Here is a 16,835-nt window from a genome sequence, read left to right on the forward strand (position 1 = left end):
CAGCGCATATAGGTCGCAGCACCAAGGACGCAATCGCCGCCCGCAATCCGACACCACGCTCCTGACATCGCGCGCGCTTGACTTTTCGCCGCCCTCGCCCGACTTGACCACCTCTGAAGGAGACACCCGCATGTCAGACGCCCAGCGCACCACCATCGACGCCGGCGAGGTCGAACGCTTTTCGCGCCTCGCCCAGGAATGGTGGAATCCGAACGGCAAGTTCAAGCCGCTGCACAAGTTCAACCCGGTGCGCCTCGCCTATATCCGCGACCAGGTGGCGACCCATTTCGGCCGTGATCCGCGCGCGGCCAAGCCCTTCGACGGCCTGCGCCTGCTCGACATCGGCTGCGGCGGTGGCCTTCTCTGCGAGCCGATGGCGCGTCTCGGCGCGGACGTCGTCGGCGCCGACGCCTCGGCCACCAACATCGAAGTGGCGAAGATCCACGCAGCCGAGGCGCGCGTGAAGATCGACTACCGCGCCACCACCGCCGAGGCGCTGGCAGATGCCGGCGAACAATTCGACGTCGTCCTCAACATGGAAGTCGTCGAGCACGTCGCCGACGTCGACCTCTTCCTTTCGAAATGCGCCCACATGGTGAAGCCCGGCGGCCTGATGTTCGTCGCCACCATCAACCGCACTCTGAAGGCGTGGGGCCTGGCGATCATCGGCGCGGAATACGTCCTCGGCTGGCTGCCCAAGGGCACCCACCAATACGACAAGCTCGTCCGCCCAGAGGAACTGGACAAGGGCCTCGCCGACACCGGCATGTCGATCGTCGACCGCACCGGCGTCACCTACAACCCCTTGACCGACCAGTGGAACCGCTCGCGCGACCTCGACGTCAACTACATGATCCTGGCGACGAAGCCCGCCTGACTGCCCAGCGCCACGCGCGAAGACCCGTCGAGATTCGGCCCTGAGCGGCCTGCAAACGGTGGCGTTCGAGAACCGGAGCGGAGCGTACACCAGTACGTGAGCACCGGAAGCGCAGAACGCCGCCGTTTGCAGGCCGCTCAGGGCCGAATATCGGCGGGTCTTTTAATTATGGTCGTCCGGAAACGTCGGCAGCGGCATGAAGTCCACACCGTCCTCGGCGAGGCTCTTGACCTCCTCGACCGACGCCTCGCCATAGATGCCACGCCGCTCGACTTCGCCGAAGTGAATTTTGCGCGCCTCGTCGGCGAACTTGTCGCCGACATAGTCAGCGTTCTGGCGCACCTGGTCGGCCATTTCCTTCAGCTTTGTCAGCATCTGGCGCTGTTCGGCGCCGACCGCGAGCGCGATCTTCTCCTGCTTGCGGCCCGTCGAGACCGCGGGCGCCATCAGCGCCTTGCCGACCTTGGCCGAATGGCAGGTCGGGCACGAAACGAGCCCGCGCTTGTGCTGGCCGTCATAGTCGTCATTCGACCGGAACCAGCCATCGAATTCATGGCCCGCATCGCAAACGAGATTGAACCGGATCATGATGCGTCGGCCAGCCCTGCGCCGTCGGCGATGGTGAAGTCGCGCGCGTTCTTCAAATTCGGCACCTTGCCCCGCGCGGCCGCCGAGGCGGCAAGGTCGATCTCGGCCAGCACCACGCCCGGCTCCGCGCCGTCCGCTTCGGCCAGAACTTTGCCCCACGGATCGACGATCAGCGAATGGCCATAGGTTTCGCGGCCGTCTTCATGCACGCCGCCTTGCGCGGCGGCGATGACGAAGGCGCCGTTCTCGATCGCGCGGGCGCGGATCAGGACATGCCAGTGCGCCTCGCCGGTCTGCCGCGTGAAGGCGGCCGGCACGGTCAGCACCGAGGCGCCGGCCAGCGCCTGCGCGCGGAAGAGCTGCGGGAACCGCAGATCGTAGCAGACGGCCAGTCCCACGCGCGAGAAGGGCAGGTCGACGACGGTCGAGACCCTGCCCGGCTCGTAGGTCGCCGATTCACGCCAGCTCTCGCCATTGTCGAGATCGACGTCGAACATGTGGATCTTGTCGTAGGTCGCAAGCCGCTTGCCGTCCGGCCCGAAGACGAAGGCGCGGTTGGCGACCTTGCCGTCCGGCCGCGCGATCGCGGTCGAGCCGACATGGACGACGATGCCGAGTTCGGCCGCAAGCGTCGCCGCCCGGGCGACCAGCGCATCCTTGTCGTCGGAAGTGATCATCGCCTTCAGCGCTGCCCGGTCGCGCACCAGAGCGCCCGTCATCTCGGGCGACTGGACATAGGTCGCGCCTTTGCCCGCCGCCTCGCGCACCAGCGCCTCGAAATCGGCGATGTTGCGCTCCAGCGACGTCGAGGACCGCATCTGCAGCGCGGCGACCTTGACCGTTTCGCTCATGCCCGGCCACCCTTCAGCATCGTGTCGAGCCGGCCTTCGTGATCGAGCGCATGCAGTTCGTCCGAACCGCCGACATGGCGGCCATGGATGAATATCTGCGGGAAGGTCGACCGGCCGTTGGCCTTGGCGATCATCTCCTGACGCAGTTCGGAAGAAAAGCTGGCATCATGCTCGACATAGGCGACGCCCTTCCTGTCGAGCAGCCGCTTGGCGGCCGCGCAATAACCGCACATCATGCGTGTGTAGATTTCGACGTCAGCCATCAATGCCCATATCCAGTGGGGTTTCCTTGCCCGACTATATAGGCTCTGGCAGCGCGCGCCGGAAGTCCCCGGAACGCCGGAAATCCGCAGGAAGCACGCGCGCGAAAGTCAGGACGGAGATTTCGGCAGCCCCCGCCCGCCGCAGGCACCGGGCAAGCGCCGAAACCGTCGCACCCGTCGTGTAGACGTCGTCGACGATGCATACATGCTTCCCGGCGATCAGCGGCTTCGACCCATCGGGCACCACGAAGGCGGCGCGGACATTGTCCTGCCGTTCCTTCGCCTTCAGCCCCACCTGCTGGCGGGTCTTCTTGATACGAATGACGGCCTCGGCGCCATACTTCTTTCCCGTTTGCCGGGCGATGGCCCGCGCCAGTTCGGCCGACTGGTTGAAGCGACGCGTGAAAAAACGCTGGCGGTGAAGCGGCACGGGAACGAGAGGTCCGCGCGGTCGATCAAATCGCGTCCGGCCCGCACCATCCAGCCTGCGAGCCATGGCGCAAGGTCGGTGCGGTCCTGATATTTGAGGCTCTGCGCCAGCCGCCGCGCCGCGCCGTCATAGGCGACGGCCGCGCGCGAGCGATCATAGGCGGGCGGCGTGGCGATGACGGCCGGCGAGATCGCACCCGCCCCCATGTCATGGGCGAAAGGCACGCCCGAGATGGCGCACCAGGGCTCGTCGAGAAAGTGAATGTCGCCCCAGCACGCGGCGCAGAGCGTTCCGCCTTCGGCGACGATCCTGCGGCAGCCAAGGCATGTCGGCGGGAAGAACATGCGGCCTGCGATCTGCCCGGCTGCAACGCCTGCGGACTTGATCTTTGCGAGCCGTTCCACCACGAGACTTCTCAAGCCCGGCTTCCCATATCCAGTCCACTGCCGGGCAATGTCGCATCAGGACCCAATGGACGCAATCTTCGATCAGAACCGGGCGCTTGCGCATAAGCTGCGCGCGCTTTCCCAGACCGGCCGCCACGGCGATTTCCTGATGCGCGCGGCATCGGTCGAACTCGCCGAGCGCCTCGCCACTGTCAGCCGCGATTTCGACCGCGCGGTCGTGCTCCACGGCGTCGTCGATGAAGCCGCGCGCGCCGTGGCATCGACGGGCAAGGCCGGAACCATCGACCGCATCGAAGCCGCCCGCGGATTGCTCGACGCCAAGCCCGGCGAGGTCTCGCCCGTCGATCATCTCGCCTTGCCGCCCGAAAGCGCCGACCTGGCCGTCTCGCTCTATGCGCTCGGCGAGGTCGACGACGTGCCGGGAACGCTGGTCCAGATCCGGCGCCTTTTGCGGCCGGACGGCCTCTTCCTGGGCTGCCTTCCCGGCGCCGGCACGTTGAAGGAATTGCGCGAAGTCTTGTTGACGGCCGAAGCCGAACTGACCGGCGGCGCGGCAAGCCGCGTCCATCCCTTCGTCGACATTCGCGATGCCGGCGGCCTGTTGCAGCGTGCCGGCTTTGCGCTCCCCGTCGCCGACATCGAGGAAGTGATCGTTCGTTACGACACGATGTTCGACCTGATGCGCGACCTGCGCGCCATGGGCGTCACCAGCAGCCTCGTCGGCGCGCGGCCGGTGCGGCGCGCCGTTCTCGTCAGGGCCGCCGCACTCTACGCCGAGCGCTTCGCAGACCCTGACGGGCGCATTCGTGCGACGTTCGCGACAGTCTGGCTCTCGGGATGGGCGCCGCATGGCTCGCAGCAAAAGCCCGCACGGCGGGGCAGCGCGACAGCGTCGCTTGCAGAGGCGCTCAATACGGACTGAATATCAGTTGTTCAGGACTTCGCTGATCTTGCTTTCATTGCCGCTCCAGAGCTCGGAGATGGCCGTGCCGGTCGCCGATGCGCCGCCGACGATCGCCACGCCGATCAGCGCTGCGATCAGGCCGTATTCGATGGCCGTCGCACCACTTTCGTCCGCCAGGAATCGTTTCAGCATCGGGCGCCTCGTCATTCAGCGTGTCCCTTTTCCTAGCACCCAGAAGTTAGGAAGCTGCCAAGAGGCGTCGTTAAGGAAGTGTGGAGCGATGCGGCTCGATTGCCTCAGCAGGAGCCCGAACGCGCGCCCGACTCGCGGATGATGCAGACCGAATTCGGGTCCTGCTGCAGCACGCTGCGTCGGATCGTATAGGCCTCGCCGCCGCCGCGGGGCGTGATGCTGCCGGTGGACATCCGGTCGATGCCCGGCGACTGCACCGATGCGAACATCCGGTCGCGGGCATGCTTGTCGGCGATCGGCACGAGGATCAGCGTGAGCGCGATGGCCGCCGAGCCGAACAGCAGCGTCACACGCAGGATGCCTGCGCTGGTCTGGCTGATGAAGGATCGGCCCGAGTGGTCTAGCCCGCCGCGTTCCATGCGAAGTCCTGTTGCCCGGATGATATTCCACAGGACTTTTGCAGGATTGGCTGAATCATCGATTAACGCGAAAGCTCAAAGTCGAAATTTCGACTGCCTCGTCTTGCTCTAGGGTGTGTTGAGATTCAGGGGACATGAGCACCGGAAGCGCAGAAACCTGTCATTTGCAGGCCGCTCGGGCCTGAATATCGACACACCCTACAACAGGTCGATGAGGAACGGGATCAGCGGCTCGTCGGCCGGCGGCATCGGATAATCGCGCATCTTGGTCGGGCGCACCCATTTCAGTTGCTGCGCTTCCAGCGGCTGCGGAATGCCCCAGAAGCGGCGGCAGACGAACAGCGGCATCAAAAGGTTGAATGTCTCGTAGGAGTGACTGGCGAAGGTCAGCGGCGCAAGGCATACCGTCTTGGTCTCGATGCCGAGTTCTTCCTTGAGTTCGCGAACGACGGTTTCCTCCGGCGTCTCGCCGGGCTCCACCTTGCCGCCGGGAAACTCCCACAACCCGCCCAACTGCTTGTGCGCCAGCCGCTGCGCCAGAAGCACGCGCCCGTCCGCATCGACCAGCGCGCAGGCCGCGACGAGCAGCAGGCGTTTCGGTGCATCGTCTGCCGCATCGCTCATATGTTCGCCTCCGGTTCGGCACGGTATTCGTATGGGTAGGCCGTCGAAAAGCCGAAGGATCTGTAGAGCGCGATCGCGGCAGCGTTGCTCTCGTCCACCATCAGGAAGCCGGCACGCGCACCCTTCGCACCGGCAAAGGCGAGCGCGGACGAGACGACCTTGCGGGCAAGCCCCTGCCCGCGAAAGGCGGGCGTGGTCGCAACCTCGTAGATGCCGGCAAGCGTACCATCGACGGTGCACATCGCCTTGGCGGCCGGCCGGCCATCGATGGACAGCACAAACAGCCCCAGTTTCGCCGGAACGCGCGCCAGAAGCGCTTCCAGCGGCGTCGCGCGCGCCGGATCGATCGCTCCGATCGAAATCCCGGCCCGGCAGAACGCGGTGGGAGATACCATCTCCGCATCCGCTTTGGCGTCGGGCATCGCGCCCAACTCCGCGCGCATGACGAGCGACGGCGTGATCACCGGCCAGCCCCTCTCGTCGAGCTGATCGACGAGGCGCGGTCCGGTCAGCGGCGTGATGCGAAACGTGACGGGAAACCCGGCCGCGGCGAACCGCGCCCGCAGCCCCGGCAACCGGCTTTCCAGCCCGTCGCAATCGGAACGGTCGAGCGGGGTGACGGAGTTCGAACGCCGCGTCGGCAGGCCAGGCGTCGTGCGCACCGACCATGTGCCGTCATAGGAGACGTTTTCAGCCGGCCAGGCGCGAAAGCCCGCCGCCTCCAGCCGCCTGACGGTGGGCAGGTCGGCGTTTGCCATCCTAGCTGCGGTAGTCGCCATTGATGGCGACATATTCCTTGGTGAGGTCGCAGGTCCAGACCGTCGCCTGCCCGCGCCCGAGGCCAAGGTCGACGCGGATGTCGATCTCGTCGCCTTCCATGTAGGAGGAGGTTGCTTCCTCCGAATAGTCCGGGTCCCGCTCGCCGGCATGGGCGACGCGGATGTCGCCGAACCAGATCGACAACATGTCGCGATCGGCCGGCTCTCCGGCCTTGCCGACGGCCATGACGACGCGGCCCCAATTGGCGTCCTCGCCGGCAACCGCGGTCTTGACCAGCGGCGAATTGGCGATGGAGAGCGCCACGCGCTTGGCCGACCGCGCATTCTTCGCGCCGGTCACCGTGACGCCGATCTGCTTGCGCGCGCCCTCGCCGTCGCGCACGACCTGCAAGGCCAGCGCCTTCAGCAACTTGTTGAGCGCGCGGCGGAAATTGGAAAGCCGCGGGTCCTCGGCGTCCTCGATCCGAGCCGCGCCGCGCTTTTCGGCGGCGCCGGTGGCGAACAGCATCAGCGTGTCGGAGGTCGAGGTGTCGCTGTCGACCGTCACCGAATTGAACGTCATGCCGACGCCCTTCGACAGCAAATCCTGCAACGCCCTGGCGCCGATCGGCGCGTCGGTAGCGACGAAGGACAGCATCGTCGCCATGTCCGGCGCGATCATTCCAGCACCTTTTGCGATGCCGTTGAGGGTCACGTCGATGCCGTCGATCTGGCAGGTCGCGGTCAGATATTTGGGGTAGGTGTCGGTCGTCATGATCGCCTTGCCGGCCTCGGCCCACAGGCCAGGTTCGGCGCGAACGACCATGTCGTCGAGCAAATGAGCGAATTTTTTGGCGTCAAGAGGCTCGCCTATGACGCCAGTCGAGGCCAAAAACACCTCTTTTGAGCTGGAACCGGCCGCTTTTGAGGCCAAAACAGCCGTCATTTCGGTGGTTTCACGGCCCTTTTTTCCGGTGAAAGCGTTCGCATTTCCCGAATTCACCACCAGAATGCGCGCCGATCCGCCGGGCAGATTCGCCCGGCAGAAGTCGACCGGAGCCGACGGGCATTTCGACTTGGTGAAGACGCCGGCGACGGTCGTCCCCTCGTCGAAGACCATCGCCAGGAGGTCGGTGCGACCCTTATACTTGATGCCGGCCTCCGCCGTCGCGATCCGGACGCCGTCGATGGGCGGCATCTGGGGATAGCTTTTCGGGGCGAGCGGAGAAACGGCGTCGGACATGGCGCTGGTCTTCGTGTCTGGAGCTTATTCGGCCGGGTCGGTGGTCTCGTCGGACGGAGCGGCTTCGATGGCGCCTTCGGCGCCAGCTTCGGCATCCGATTCCGACTGCGCGCCGGGCTGCGCCGCCGCTTCCATCTCGTCCAGCGTCGCCTTCAGTTCTGCATCGGCGATGTCGATTTCGGCCGCCTCGCGGATTTCCTCGACGGTCTCGAAATAGCGCTCGCGCAGGAGGATGGAGCGGATCTGCGGGCCGACCTGCTCGAAGGCCGGCGGCTGCTGCTGGCGCTTGTCCTCGACCTTGAGGACGTGCCAGCCGAACTGCGTCTGGATCGGCTCGGACGAGTGGGCGCCGACGTCCATCGCGAAGGCGGCCTGCTCGAATTCCGGCACCATCTGGCCCTGGCCGAAATAGCCGAGGTCCCCGCCCTGCGCGGCCGCGCCGTCGGTGGAATTCTCCTTGGCGAGCTCCTCGAAATCGGCCCCGCCGTCGAGCTCGGTAATCAGCTCCTGCGCCTTTTCCTCGCTGTCGACGATGATGTGGCGGGCGCGCACTTCGTTGGCAGGCGGCGTGTTGGCGATTTCCTGGTCGTAGCGGGCGCGGACCTCTTCGTCCGTGACGCTGGCTGCGACCTGCTGCTCGATGAAGGCGCTGTGCAGCGCGCGCTCGCGCAGGAAATTCATCTGGCGCTGGAATTCCTCGCCATCGTCAAGCCCTTCCTCTTCGGCCTTGGCGGCGAGGAGGCGGATTTCGATCAGCGCGGAAAGCGCGGCGGCGCGGCGCTGTTCGGGCGAGAGGTTGGCGAATTGCTGTTCAAGACCCTGAAGGGCCAGAGCAAGGTCCCCTTCGGTCACGTCCTGGCCGTCCACGGTCGCGACGACCGCGGCAGGATCGGCGGCGACGGCCGGCTCGGGCGCTGCCGGAGCGGTTTCCTGCGCGAAGGCTGCGCCGGAAGTCAGCGCGACGAGCGCGACGGCAGCGGACAAGCGGCGAAACAAAACATTCATGAAGAAACTCCAGTGAGGGTTCGATGCTGTTTCCAGCCCTTGCGAATGTGGCGGAATTCCGCATTTGCGCCCGCAGGCGGCGGCGTTGACATCGCTTGTGCCCCCTCTTATCTGTCCTTCGTCTTGGCGTCCAGAACCGTTTTCCGGGCGCTTTTCCGTCTTTTCACATGCCCGTTACCCCCTCGACGGGCGGTCCGGTCCAGACCGGAAAACTTTCTTTTCGAAAGGACCTTTGATGGTCAGTCTCGCTGGCGTCGCGCGCAAGATTTTTGGTTCCTCGAACGATCGGCGCATCAAGGGACTGCGGCCGCGGGTCGAGGCGATCAACGCTCTCGAAGCCGAGCTTTCCGGCCTTTCCGACGAGGCGCTGCGCGCCCGCACGGAAGAGTTCAAGAAGCAGATCGCCGAAGGCGTCTCGCTCGACGATCTCCTCATTCCCGCCTTTGCGACGGTACGCGAGGCCTCCAAGCGCGCGCTTGGCCTGCGCCCGTTCGACGTGCAGTTGATCGGCGGCATGGTTCTGCATGAAGGCGGCATTTCCGAGATGCGCACCGGCGAGGGCAAGACGCTCGTCGCCACCTTGCCCGTCTATCTCAACGCGCTCGCTGGCGAGGGCGTCCATGTCGTCACCGTCAACGACTACCTCGCCCGCCGCGACGCGGAGTGGATGAGCAAGGTCTACGGTTTCCTTGGTCTGTCGACCGGCATCATCGTCCACGGCCTGTCGGACGAGGAGCGCAAGGCCGCCTATGCCTGCGACGTCACCTATGCCACCAACAACGAACTCGGCTTCGACTATCTGCGCGACAACATGAAATACGAGCGCGCCCAGATGGTGCAGCGCGGACATTTCTACGCCATCGTCGACGAGGTCGATTCGATCCTGATCGACGAGGCGCGCACGCCGCTGATCATCTCCGGCCCGCTCGAAGACCGATCGGAACTCTATCAGCAGATCGACAAGTTCATTCCGCTGCTTGCCGCGGAAGACTACGAGATCGACGAGAAGCAGCGCACCGCCAACTTCACCGAGGAAGGCACCGAGAAGCTCGAAAATCTCCTGCGCGAAGCCGGGATGCTCAAGGGCGCCTCGCTCTACGACATCGAGAACGTCGCCATCGTGCACCACGTCAACAACGCGCTGAAGGCCCACCGCCTGTTCCAGCGCGACAAGGACTATATCGTCCGCAACGACGAGGTCGTGATCATCGACGAGTTCACCGGCCGCATGATGCCGGGCCGCCGCTTCTCGGAAGGCCTGCACCAGGCGCTGGAAGCCAAGGAACACGTCAAGATCCACCCCGAGAACCAGACGCTGGCCTCGATCACCTTCCAGAACTACTTCCGCATGTATTCCAAGCTCGCCGGCATGACCGGCACGGCGCAGACGGAAGCCGAGGAATTCGGCAACATCTACGGCCTCGGCGTCTCCGACATCCCGACCAATCTGCCGGTCCAGCGCCTCGATGAGGACGATGAGGTCTACCGCACCGTCGAGGAGAAGTTCCGCGCCATCGTCCGCGAGATCAAGGAGGCCAGCGCCAAGGGCCAGCCGGTCCTCGTCGGCACGACTTCGATCGAAAAGTCCGAACAGCTCGCCGAACGGCTGCGCAAGGACGGCTTCACCGACTTCCAGGTCCTGAACGCCCGTCACCACGAGCAGGAAGCCTCGATCGTGGCGCAGGCCGGCAAGCCCGGCGCGATCACCATCGCGACCAACATGGCCGGTCGCGGCACCGACATCCAGCTCGGCGGCAATGCCGACATGCGCGTTGCGGCCGAGCTCGGCGACATGCCTGCCGGCCCCGAGCGCGAGGCGAAGGAAAAGGCGATCCGCGAGGACGTGCAGCGCCTGAAGGAAAAGGCGCTCGGCGCGGGCGGCCTTTACGTGCTCGCCACCGAACGTCACGAATCGCGCCGCATCGACAACCAGCTTCGCGGCCGCTCGGGCCGTCAGGGCGATCCGGGCCGCTCCAAGTTCTTCCTGTCGCTGCAGGACGACCTGATGCGCATCTTCGGCTCGGACCGCATGGATTCCATGCTGACCAAGCTGGGCCTCAAGGAGGATGAGGCGATCATCCATCCCTGGATCAACAAGGCGCTGGAAAAGGCGCAGAAGAAGGTCGAGGCGCGCAACTTCGACATCCGCAAGAACCTTCTGAAATATGACGACGTCATGAACGACCAGCGCAAGGTCGTGTTCGACCAGCGCATCCAGTTGATGGAAGGCGGCAACGTCACCGACACCGTCGCCGAAATGCGCGAGGACGTGGTCGAGGATCTGGTCGCGCGCCACATTCCCGAAAACGCCTATGCCGAGCAGTGGGACGTCGCGGGCCTCAAGGAAGGCGTGCGCGAGGGCCTCAATCTCGACCTGCCGGTCGACGAATGGGCGGCCGAGGAAGGCATCGACGAAGAGCAGATCCGCGAGCGCCTGATGGAAGCGGCCAACGCGGCGGCGGCCGAGCGCGCCGAGCGTTTCGGCCCCGATATCATGACCTATGTCGAGAAGTCGGTGATGCTGCAGACGCTGGACAGCCTGTGGCGCGAGCATCTGGTCAATCTCGACCATCTGCGATCGGTCGTCGGCTTCCGCGGCTATGCGCAGCGCGACCCGCTGAACGAATACAAGACCGAGGCCTTCGAGCTCTTCCAGTCGATGCTCGCCAATCTGCGCCAGGTCGTCACGAGCCAGTTGATGCGCGTCGAACTCGTGCGCCAGGCCGCCGATGCGCCGCCGCCGCAGGCACCTGCCGTCGAAGGCCACCATCTCGACCCGGTGACGGGCGAGGACGACTTCGCGCAGGGCGCCTCGGGCGAAGACAATCGCATTGTCGCTCCCGAGGACCGCGACCCGAACGATCCGGGCACCTGGGGCAAGGTCGGCCGGAACGAGCTATGCCCCTGCGGCTCGGGCAAGAAGTACAAGCACTGCCACGGCACATTCGCCTGACGATCAGATCGACGTGCCGGGATGCCCGGCACGTCGCAGGATTGGGACGATCGCCACGATGGCGACGAAGCCGATGATGCCGGCGGCGGCGATGACGCCGAGCGCCGCCTGCGCGCCGAAGCGCTCGAAGATGGCGGCGGCCAGGAACGGCGCGCCGGCCGACACGAACAATCGCACCGAATTGATCCTGCCCGTGCGCGCGCCATAGCCGTCGGCGCCGAAAAGCGTGAGCGGCAGGACGCCGCGCACGATGTAGGAAAGCCCCTGCCCCGCGCCGAAGACGAGCGCGAAGACGATGGCGGCGGGCAGGTACCCCGCGCCCCCGATCAGGAAACCGAGCCCTGCCGGCAAGGCGCCGGTGGCGAACAGCGCCACGCTCATGACGCTGATGCGCGGCCCGGCGGTGAATTCCGCAATGCGCCCGGCGACCTGCGCCGGCCCGATCAAGGCGCCGATCAGCGCCGCCGATGCACCGAGCCCGAGCGCGCCCAGAAGGCCGATCAGGTGGAGATGCACCGCCGACATGACGAAGGCGTTGGCTGCGAAGGCGACCAGCAGAAGCCGGAATGCGAGCCGGCGGTCACGGTCCGACGCGATGGTTCCCTGCGCCAGGCGCTGGGCAAATCCGGCCTCGCCGGCAATGCTGCGCGGGACGCGGGACGCGAGATAAAAATGGGCGGGCACGCAGACCGCCAGATTGAGGCCTGCGAACATCAGCAGGATGGTTCGCCAGTCGACCGAAATCGTGAGCCAGCTCGTCAGCGGCCAGAAGATCGTCGAGGCGAAACCGGCGATGAGCGTGATGCCGGTGATGGTTCGCCGCGCATTGGACGGCGACAGCCGCGCAGTCAGCACGAAAGCCGCTTCGTAGAGCACGAGCACCGAACTCATCTGCGACAGGATGAGAAAGAGGCCGAACGCCGCCTTGCCCGGCGCCAGCGCCCAGCCGACCAGCAGCAGCGCGCTGAAACACGAGCCGGCCGTCATGACGAGGGCGGGGTCCTTGCCGTCGAGCAGCCGGCCGGCGCGCGGCGCGATGAAGCCGGACGCCAGAAGCGCGATCGAGAAGAGGCCATAGACCCCGGTCAGCGACAGGCCGACATCCTGCGCCATGAACGGGGCGAGGACGCCGAAGGAATAATAGAGGCTGCCATAGCCGATGGTCTGGGTGATGCCTATGACGATGGCGATGACGAAATCAGAAGGCGCAGGCTTGGGCATGAGGCGGGCCGTCATCCGGCCCGGCGGGCGCCGAACCGATTCTTAAAGTGTTTGGCCCTATGCCATATGGCTGGACGCGAGAAGGGAAAGTTTAGAGCGTGCGAGTCTCCGCTGCAACGACGGCCGAACGCATTTTGCCCGAGCGGCTCGCCTCGCGCGCACGCCCGCATCTCGAAGCATTCGACGCCCTTGCCTTCGGTTCGGGAGAGCGCAGCCACGCGGCGCGCATGTCGTTCACCGCCTTCGCCGTGCGCGTCACCTCCGCATTCATCGCCTTCGCCAGCCAGGTCTTCCTGGCGCGCTGGATGGGCGGTTTCGAATATGGCGTCTTCGTCCTCGTCTGGACGGCGATGCTGATCCTGGGCAATTTGTCGTGCCTCGGCTTCCACACCTCCATGATCCGCTTCATTCCCGAATATCGAGGCCAGGGACGTGTGGCCGAGTTGCGCGGCGTGCTTCTGGGCAGCCGGCTGATCGTGTTCGCGGCCTCGACGCTTATCGCGCTCGCCGGTGCCGCGATGATCCACGCCTTGTCGGACCGGATCGAGCCGCATCATGTCGTGCCGTTCCTGCTCGGCATGGTCTGCCTGCCGATGATGGGCCTTTCGGACCTTATGCAAGGGGTGGCGCGGGGCCACGCCTGGCCGTTCCACGCCATGCTGCCGACCTATATCGTGCGCCCGCTCCTGCTGTTGATCCTGATGGTCGTCGCGGTTGCGGTCGGCGCGCCGGCCAGTGCCGAAACCGGCATGTACGCCGCCATCGTCGCCGTCTATGCGACCACATTGTTCCAGCTCGTGACGGTCTCGAACCGCGCCGAGCGCCAGGCCGCGGCCGGCCCGCGCGCTTTCGGGGTGCGCGGCTGGGTGGTCGTCTCGCTGCCGGTGTTCCTGATCGAGGGGTTCATCTACATCCTGACCAATGCCGACGTTCTGATGGTCGGCTTCTTCCTGCCGCCGACCGACGTCGCGGTCTATTTCGCGACCGTGAAGACGCTGGCGCTGGTCCATTTCGTCTATTTCGCAGTGCGCGCCGGCGTCGCGCAGCGCTTCGCCGGACTGATGCACGGCGACCGGGCGGACGAACTCGCCACCTTCGCGCATGACACGGTGCGCTGGACGTTCTGGCCGACGCTCGCCATGGCGGCGCTGCTGCTCGCGGCGGGCGAGCCGCTGCTGATGCTGTTCGGCGCCGAATTCACGGCGGGCTATCCGCTGCTCTTCGTGCTCGTCGCCGGCGTCGTCGCGCGGGCCGTGGTGGGCCCGGCCGAGAGCGTCCTGACCATGGGCGGCTACCAGAATGCCTGCGCACGGCTCTATGCGCTGGTGCTGGTCGTCAATGTGGCGCTCAACTGCGTCCTGATCCCGCTCTACGGGCTTTGGGGCGCGGCGATCGCCACCGCCGTCGCGATGGCATGCGAGGCGGTGTTCCTCGCCTTCACGGTGCGCGCCAAGCTCGGCATCGACATGTGGATGGGCGCCGCGGCGCCGAAGACGGGGAATGCGTGATGGGCGCGACGGCTGAAGGGCGGCACCCGGCCGCGATGCTCGACCATTTCGCCGGCGACACGGCGAGCGACCGCGAAGCGGCTAGGCTGGAGCGCGTGCGCCGGCTCGACATCTACCCCGCCTCGACCGGCTACGACCTCGTCACCGAGCTCGACCATCTGGCACAGCGCGCGATCGAACCGAACGTGTTCTTCAACCCGCGCTTCCTTGCGCCCGCCATGCCCCGGCTCGAAGACCGCGAGGTGCGGCTTGCCGTCATGCGCGACGAACGCGATGCCCGGAGCAGGCTGCGCCTGCTGGTCCCGTTCTCGGTCGAACGTCCGCTGCTGCGCCTTGGCCCACCGGCCATCCGCACCTGGGCGAGCCCGTTCGGACCGCTCGGCACGCCGCTCGTCGATCGCGACGACCCGCAGGGCATCGTCGCCGATTTCTTGCGCCTGATCGCAGCGCCCGAAAAAGCCCTGCCGAAGCTGATCCAGTTTCCCGACATTCGCATCGACGGCATCTTCGCCGCGACGCTGCAGAGCGCAGCGGCCGAGCTCAACCTGCCCATCCTGCGCGTCATGGAGCGCGAGCGGCCCGTCCTGCATTCGGATCTCGACGGCGACGCCTACCTCGCCGGCACGCTCAAGAAGCACTACCGCGAACACCGCCGCCTCGAACGCCGGCTCGCCGAAAAGGGCGACCTCTTCTACGACATCGCCGAGACGCCGGAGGAAAACCGGCTCGCCGTCGAGACCTTCCTGGCGCTGGAGGCGAGCGGATGGAAAGGCCGGGCCGGCACGGCGATGGTTGTCGACCGCTTCCGCGCCGCCTTCGTTCGCGAAGCGGTGGCAGGCTTGAGCGAACGGGCCATGTGCCGCATCCACACGCTGTCGCTTTCGGGCCGACCGATTGCCTCGCTCGTCGTCTTCGTCGAATCAGGCGTCGCCTATACGTGGAAGACTGCGTTCGACGAGGAATTCGCCGCCTGGTCGCCGGGCGTGCTGCTGATGGCGGAAGTGACGCGCCGTCACCTTGAGGACCTCAACGTCACCATGAGCGATTCCTGCGCCGTTCCCGATCACCCGGTCCTGAGCCGCATGTGGTCCGAACGCTCGACGCTGGCGACGCTGATCGTCGGGCTCGAACCCAAGGCGGACAGGCTCGTCAACGCGTCCGCGCTCGGGCTCGAGCGCGAGGCGCGGCTGCGCGATCTCCTGCGCCGCGCACGCTCGAGCGTCAGGCGCACCCTGCGGCGATGAGTTTCGCAAGCTTGCTTTTTGCGCCCTGCCAGCCGATGTAGGGAAGGCGGGCTGCGGCCTGCATCGAAAGCGGTGCGACGAAAGAGTGCCTGATGGATTCCGATAGATTCGCCCTTAGCCTGATGATCGTCTTCGGCAGCCTCATCATCGGCGGGCTCATGCTCGCCGGCCTGATGTGGACCGACAAGCCGACCTTTCTCTACGCGCTGGGCGGCGCGGTCTCGATCTGGTTCTGTTCGTTCGCCGTCATGTTCGATCAGAAGCGCGCCTATCTCGTGCTGCTGGTGATCGCGATCGTGCTCGTCGCCGCCTCGATCACCGCCTTCGTGCGCTGACCGTTCAGCAATAGCGCTCCGGCCCGTTGGCCTGACCTTCCGAATAGCGGTCGCCATGGGCGAAGCCGACCGGCAGGATCGCCTCGATGGCGTCGAGATCGGCCGGTGAAAGCACGACGTCGGCCGCCGCGGCATCTTCCTCCAGATGCGCCGCGCTGCGGGTTCCCGGTATCGGGATGACGTGGTCGCCGCGCGCCAGCGTCCATGCGATCGCAAGCGTTGCCGGCGAGAGGCCGCGCGCCTTCGCAAACGCTGCGAATTTCGCGACATAGGCGCTGTTGTAGCCGAAATTCGGCTCGATGAAGCGCGGGTTCAAGCGCCGGAAATCGCCCTCGCCGAACCGCGCCGGATCGACCGGGGTCGACGAGAAGATGCCGCGCCCAACCGGCGAGAATGCGACCAGCGCCGTGCCGAGACGCTTGGTCGCTTGCAGGAGCCCGAGTTCGGGAAGCCGCGTCCACAGCGAATATTCGTTCTGGACGGCGGCGACGTGGTGGACGGCATTGGCGCGTTCCAGCGTCGCCGGTGAAATCTCCGACAGCCCGATCGCGCCGATCTTGCCCTCTTCCTTCAACCGCACCAGCGTCTCCATCACGTCCTCGATCGGCCGCGACTGTTCGCGGCGGTGGACGTAGAACAGCGCGACATGGTCGACGCCGAGGCGCTTCAGCGAAGCTTCGAGCGAGGCGCGCAGATGCTCGGGCGAATTGTCGAAACCGCGCACCGGCTTGTTCTTGATCCCGGCCTTGGTGGCGATGGTGAAGCGATTCGGATGATCCTTGACGAAGGCCCCGATCACCTCCTCCGCCACGCCTTCGCCGTAGATGTTGGCGGTGTCGAGATGGTCGACGCCGAGGTCGAGCGCGCGGGCGAGCGTGCGATGGCTCTCGGCCATGTCCGTCGCACCGTAGATTCCGCCGAAACTCATGCAGCCGAGGCCGACCGCGCCGACTTCAGGTCCGTTCTTGCCAAGTTTGCGTCTTTGCACGGGAGATTTCTCCGAAGGGGCGGGT

Annotated in this window: 17 protein-coding genes and 1 pseudogene; 6 read left to right on the forward strand and 12 right to left on the reverse strand. The window is 66.0% G+C overall.

What is annotated here, in order from left to right; all coding sequences use genetic code 11:
• Positions 1 to 130: 130 nt before the first annotated feature.
• Positions 131 to 877 carry a bifunctional 2-polyprenyl-6-hydroxyphenol methylase/3-demethylubiquinol 3-O-methyltransferase UbiG gene (gene ubiG, locus ACT6QU_RS14870; RefSeq protein ID WP_444565918.1) on the forward strand — a complete coding sequence of 249 codons (747 nt, stop codon included), beginning with the start codon at positions 131 to 133 and terminating at the stop codon, positions 875 to 877.
• A 162-nt stretch (positions 878 to 1,039) separates the two neighbouring features.
• Here the strand turns inward: ubiG and ACT6QU_RS14875 are convergent, their stop codons facing one another.
• The 4 genes and pseudogenes from ACT6QU_RS14875 to ACT6QU_RS14890 form a co-directional block, all read right to left on the reverse strand.
• Positions 1,040 to 1,465 carry a DUF1178 family protein gene (locus ACT6QU_RS14875; RefSeq protein ID WP_444564340.1) on the reverse strand — a complete coding sequence of 142 codons (426 nt, stop codon included), beginning with the start codon at positions 1,463 to 1,465 and terminating at the stop codon, positions 1,040 to 1,042.
• Positions 1,462 to 2,316, reverse strand: coding sequence for a carbon-nitrogen hydrolase family protein (locus ACT6QU_RS14880; RefSeq protein ID WP_444564341.1), 855 nt, complete (start codon positions 2,314 to 2,316; stop codon positions 1,462 to 1,464). Before ACT6QU_RS14880 ends, ACT6QU_RS14875 begins: the two co-directional genes overlap by 4 nt.
• The gene (gene grxC, locus ACT6QU_RS14885) at positions 2,313 to 2,579 is read right to left on the reverse strand and encodes a glutaredoxin 3 (protein WP_444564342.1); all 267 of its coding nucleotides are present in this window, start codon (positions 2,577 to 2,579) and stop codon (positions 2,313 to 2,315) included. Before grxC ends, ACT6QU_RS14880 begins: the two co-directional genes overlap by 4 nt.
• Before the next feature lie 34 nt (positions 2,580 to 2,613).
• Positions 2,614 to 3,416 (reverse strand): annotated as a pseudogene (locus ACT6QU_RS14890) (ComF family protein).
• A 64-nt stretch (positions 3,417 to 3,480) separates the two neighbouring features.
• On the opposite strand from ACT6QU_RS14890, the gene ACT6QU_RS14895 reads away from it, so the two are divergent.
• Positions 3,481 to 4,338 (forward strand): methyltransferase domain-containing protein, encoded by an 858-nt coding sequence (locus tag ACT6QU_RS14895; RefSeq protein ID WP_444564343.1) that lies wholly within the window; start codon positions 3,481 to 3,483, stop codon positions 4,336 to 4,338.
• Between the two features lie 3 nt (positions 4,339 to 4,341).
• Here the strand turns inward: ACT6QU_RS14895 and ACT6QU_RS14900 are convergent, their stop codons facing one another.
• The 6 genes from ACT6QU_RS14900 to ACT6QU_RS14925 all read right to left on the reverse strand — a co-directional run bounded on the left by ACT6QU_RS14900 (position 4,342) and on the right by ACT6QU_RS14925 (position 8,561).
• A complete protein-coding gene (locus ACT6QU_RS14900; protein WP_444564344.1) occupies positions 4,342 to 4,512 on the reverse strand; it encodes a Flp family type IVb pilin in 171 nt (56 codons plus the stop codon).
• Positions 4,513 to 4,616: 104 nt separating this feature from the next.
• Positions 4,617 to 4,931 (reverse strand): hypothetical protein, encoded by a 315-nt coding sequence (locus ACT6QU_RS14905; protein WP_444564345.1) that lies wholly within the window; start codon positions 4,929 to 4,931, stop codon positions 4,617 to 4,619.
• Between the two features lie 198 nt (positions 4,932 to 5,129).
• On the reverse strand, positions 5,130 to 5,555 hold the full coding sequence (locus tag ACT6QU_RS14910) for a (deoxy)nucleoside triphosphate pyrophosphohydrolase (protein ID WP_444564346.1): 426 nt from the start codon (positions 5,553 to 5,555) through the stop codon (positions 5,130 to 5,132).
• A complete protein-coding gene (locus ACT6QU_RS14915) occupies positions 5,552 to 6,313 on the reverse strand; it encodes a GNAT family N-acetyltransferase (protein ID WP_444564347.1) in 762 nt (253 codons plus the stop codon). Before ACT6QU_RS14915 ends, ACT6QU_RS14910 begins: the two co-directional genes overlap by 4 nt.
• A 1-nt stretch (position 6,314) precedes the next feature.
• On the reverse strand, positions 6,315 to 7,556 hold the full coding sequence (gene argJ, locus ACT6QU_RS14920; RefSeq protein ID WP_444564348.1) for a bifunctional glutamate N-acetyltransferase/amino-acid acetyltransferase ArgJ: 1,242 nt from the start codon (positions 7,554 to 7,556) through the stop codon (positions 6,315 to 6,317).
• Between the two features lie 24 nt (positions 7,557 to 7,580).
• The gene (locus tag ACT6QU_RS14925; RefSeq protein ID WP_444564349.1) at positions 7,581 to 8,561 is read right to left on the reverse strand and encodes a peptidylprolyl isomerase; all 981 of its coding nucleotides are present in this window, start codon (positions 8,559 to 8,561) and stop codon (positions 7,581 to 7,583) included.
• A 235-nt stretch (positions 8,562 to 8,796) separates the two neighbouring features.
• Here ACT6QU_RS14925 and secA point away from each other — a divergent pair, with 235 nt between their 5' ends.
• On the forward strand, positions 8,797 to 11,514 hold the full coding sequence (gene secA / locus ACT6QU_RS14930; protein WP_444836690.1) for a preprotein translocase subunit SecA: 2,718 nt from the start codon (positions 8,797 to 8,799) through the stop codon (positions 11,512 to 11,514).
• Positions 11,515 to 11,517: 3 nt separating this feature from the next.
• Here the strand turns inward: secA and ACT6QU_RS14935 are convergent, their stop codons facing one another.
• Positions 11,518 to 12,735 carry an MFS transporter gene (locus ACT6QU_RS14935; protein ID WP_444564351.1) on the reverse strand — a complete coding sequence of 406 codons (1,218 nt, stop codon included), beginning with the start codon at positions 12,733 to 12,735 and terminating at the stop codon, positions 11,518 to 11,520.
• Between the two features lie 98 nt (positions 12,736 to 12,833).
• Between ACT6QU_RS14935 and ACT6QU_RS14940 the strand changes: the two genes are divergently transcribed.
• The 3 genes from ACT6QU_RS14940 to ACT6QU_RS14950 all read left to right on the forward strand — a co-directional run bounded on the left by ACT6QU_RS14940 (position 12,834) and on the right by ACT6QU_RS14950 (position 15,822).
• Complete coding sequence (locus ACT6QU_RS14940) at positions 12,834 to 14,243, forward strand: lipopolysaccharide biosynthesis protein (RefSeq protein ID WP_444564352.1); 1,410 nt, start codon at positions 12,834 to 12,836, stop codon at positions 14,241 to 14,243.
• Positions 14,243 to 15,487, forward strand: coding sequence for a GNAT family N-acetyltransferase (locus ACT6QU_RS14945; protein WP_444564353.1), 1,245 nt, complete (start codon positions 14,243 to 14,245; stop codon positions 15,485 to 15,487). Before ACT6QU_RS14940 ends, ACT6QU_RS14945 begins: the two co-directional genes overlap by 1 nt.
• 89 nt (positions 15,488 to 15,576) lie before the next feature.
• The gene (locus ACT6QU_RS14950; protein WP_024587008.1) at positions 15,577 to 15,822 is read left to right on the forward strand and encodes a hypothetical protein; all 246 of its coding nucleotides are present in this window, start codon (positions 15,577 to 15,579) and stop codon (positions 15,820 to 15,822) included.
• Between the two features lie 4 nt (positions 15,823 to 15,826).
• Here the strand turns inward: ACT6QU_RS14950 and ACT6QU_RS14955 are convergent, their stop codons facing one another.
• Positions 15,827 to 16,810, reverse strand: a complete 984-nt coding sequence (locus ACT6QU_RS14955) for an aldo/keto reductase (RefSeq protein ID WP_444564354.1) — start codon at positions 16,808 to 16,810, stop codon at positions 15,827 to 15,829.
• Positions 16,811 to 16,835 lie beyond the last annotated feature (25 nt).

This window comes from Aliihoeflea sp., assembly GCF_052435475.1.
In the GTDB taxonomy this organism is placed as follows: domain Bacteria; phylum Pseudomonadota; class Alphaproteobacteria; order Rhizobiales; family Rhizobiaceae; genus Aliihoeflea.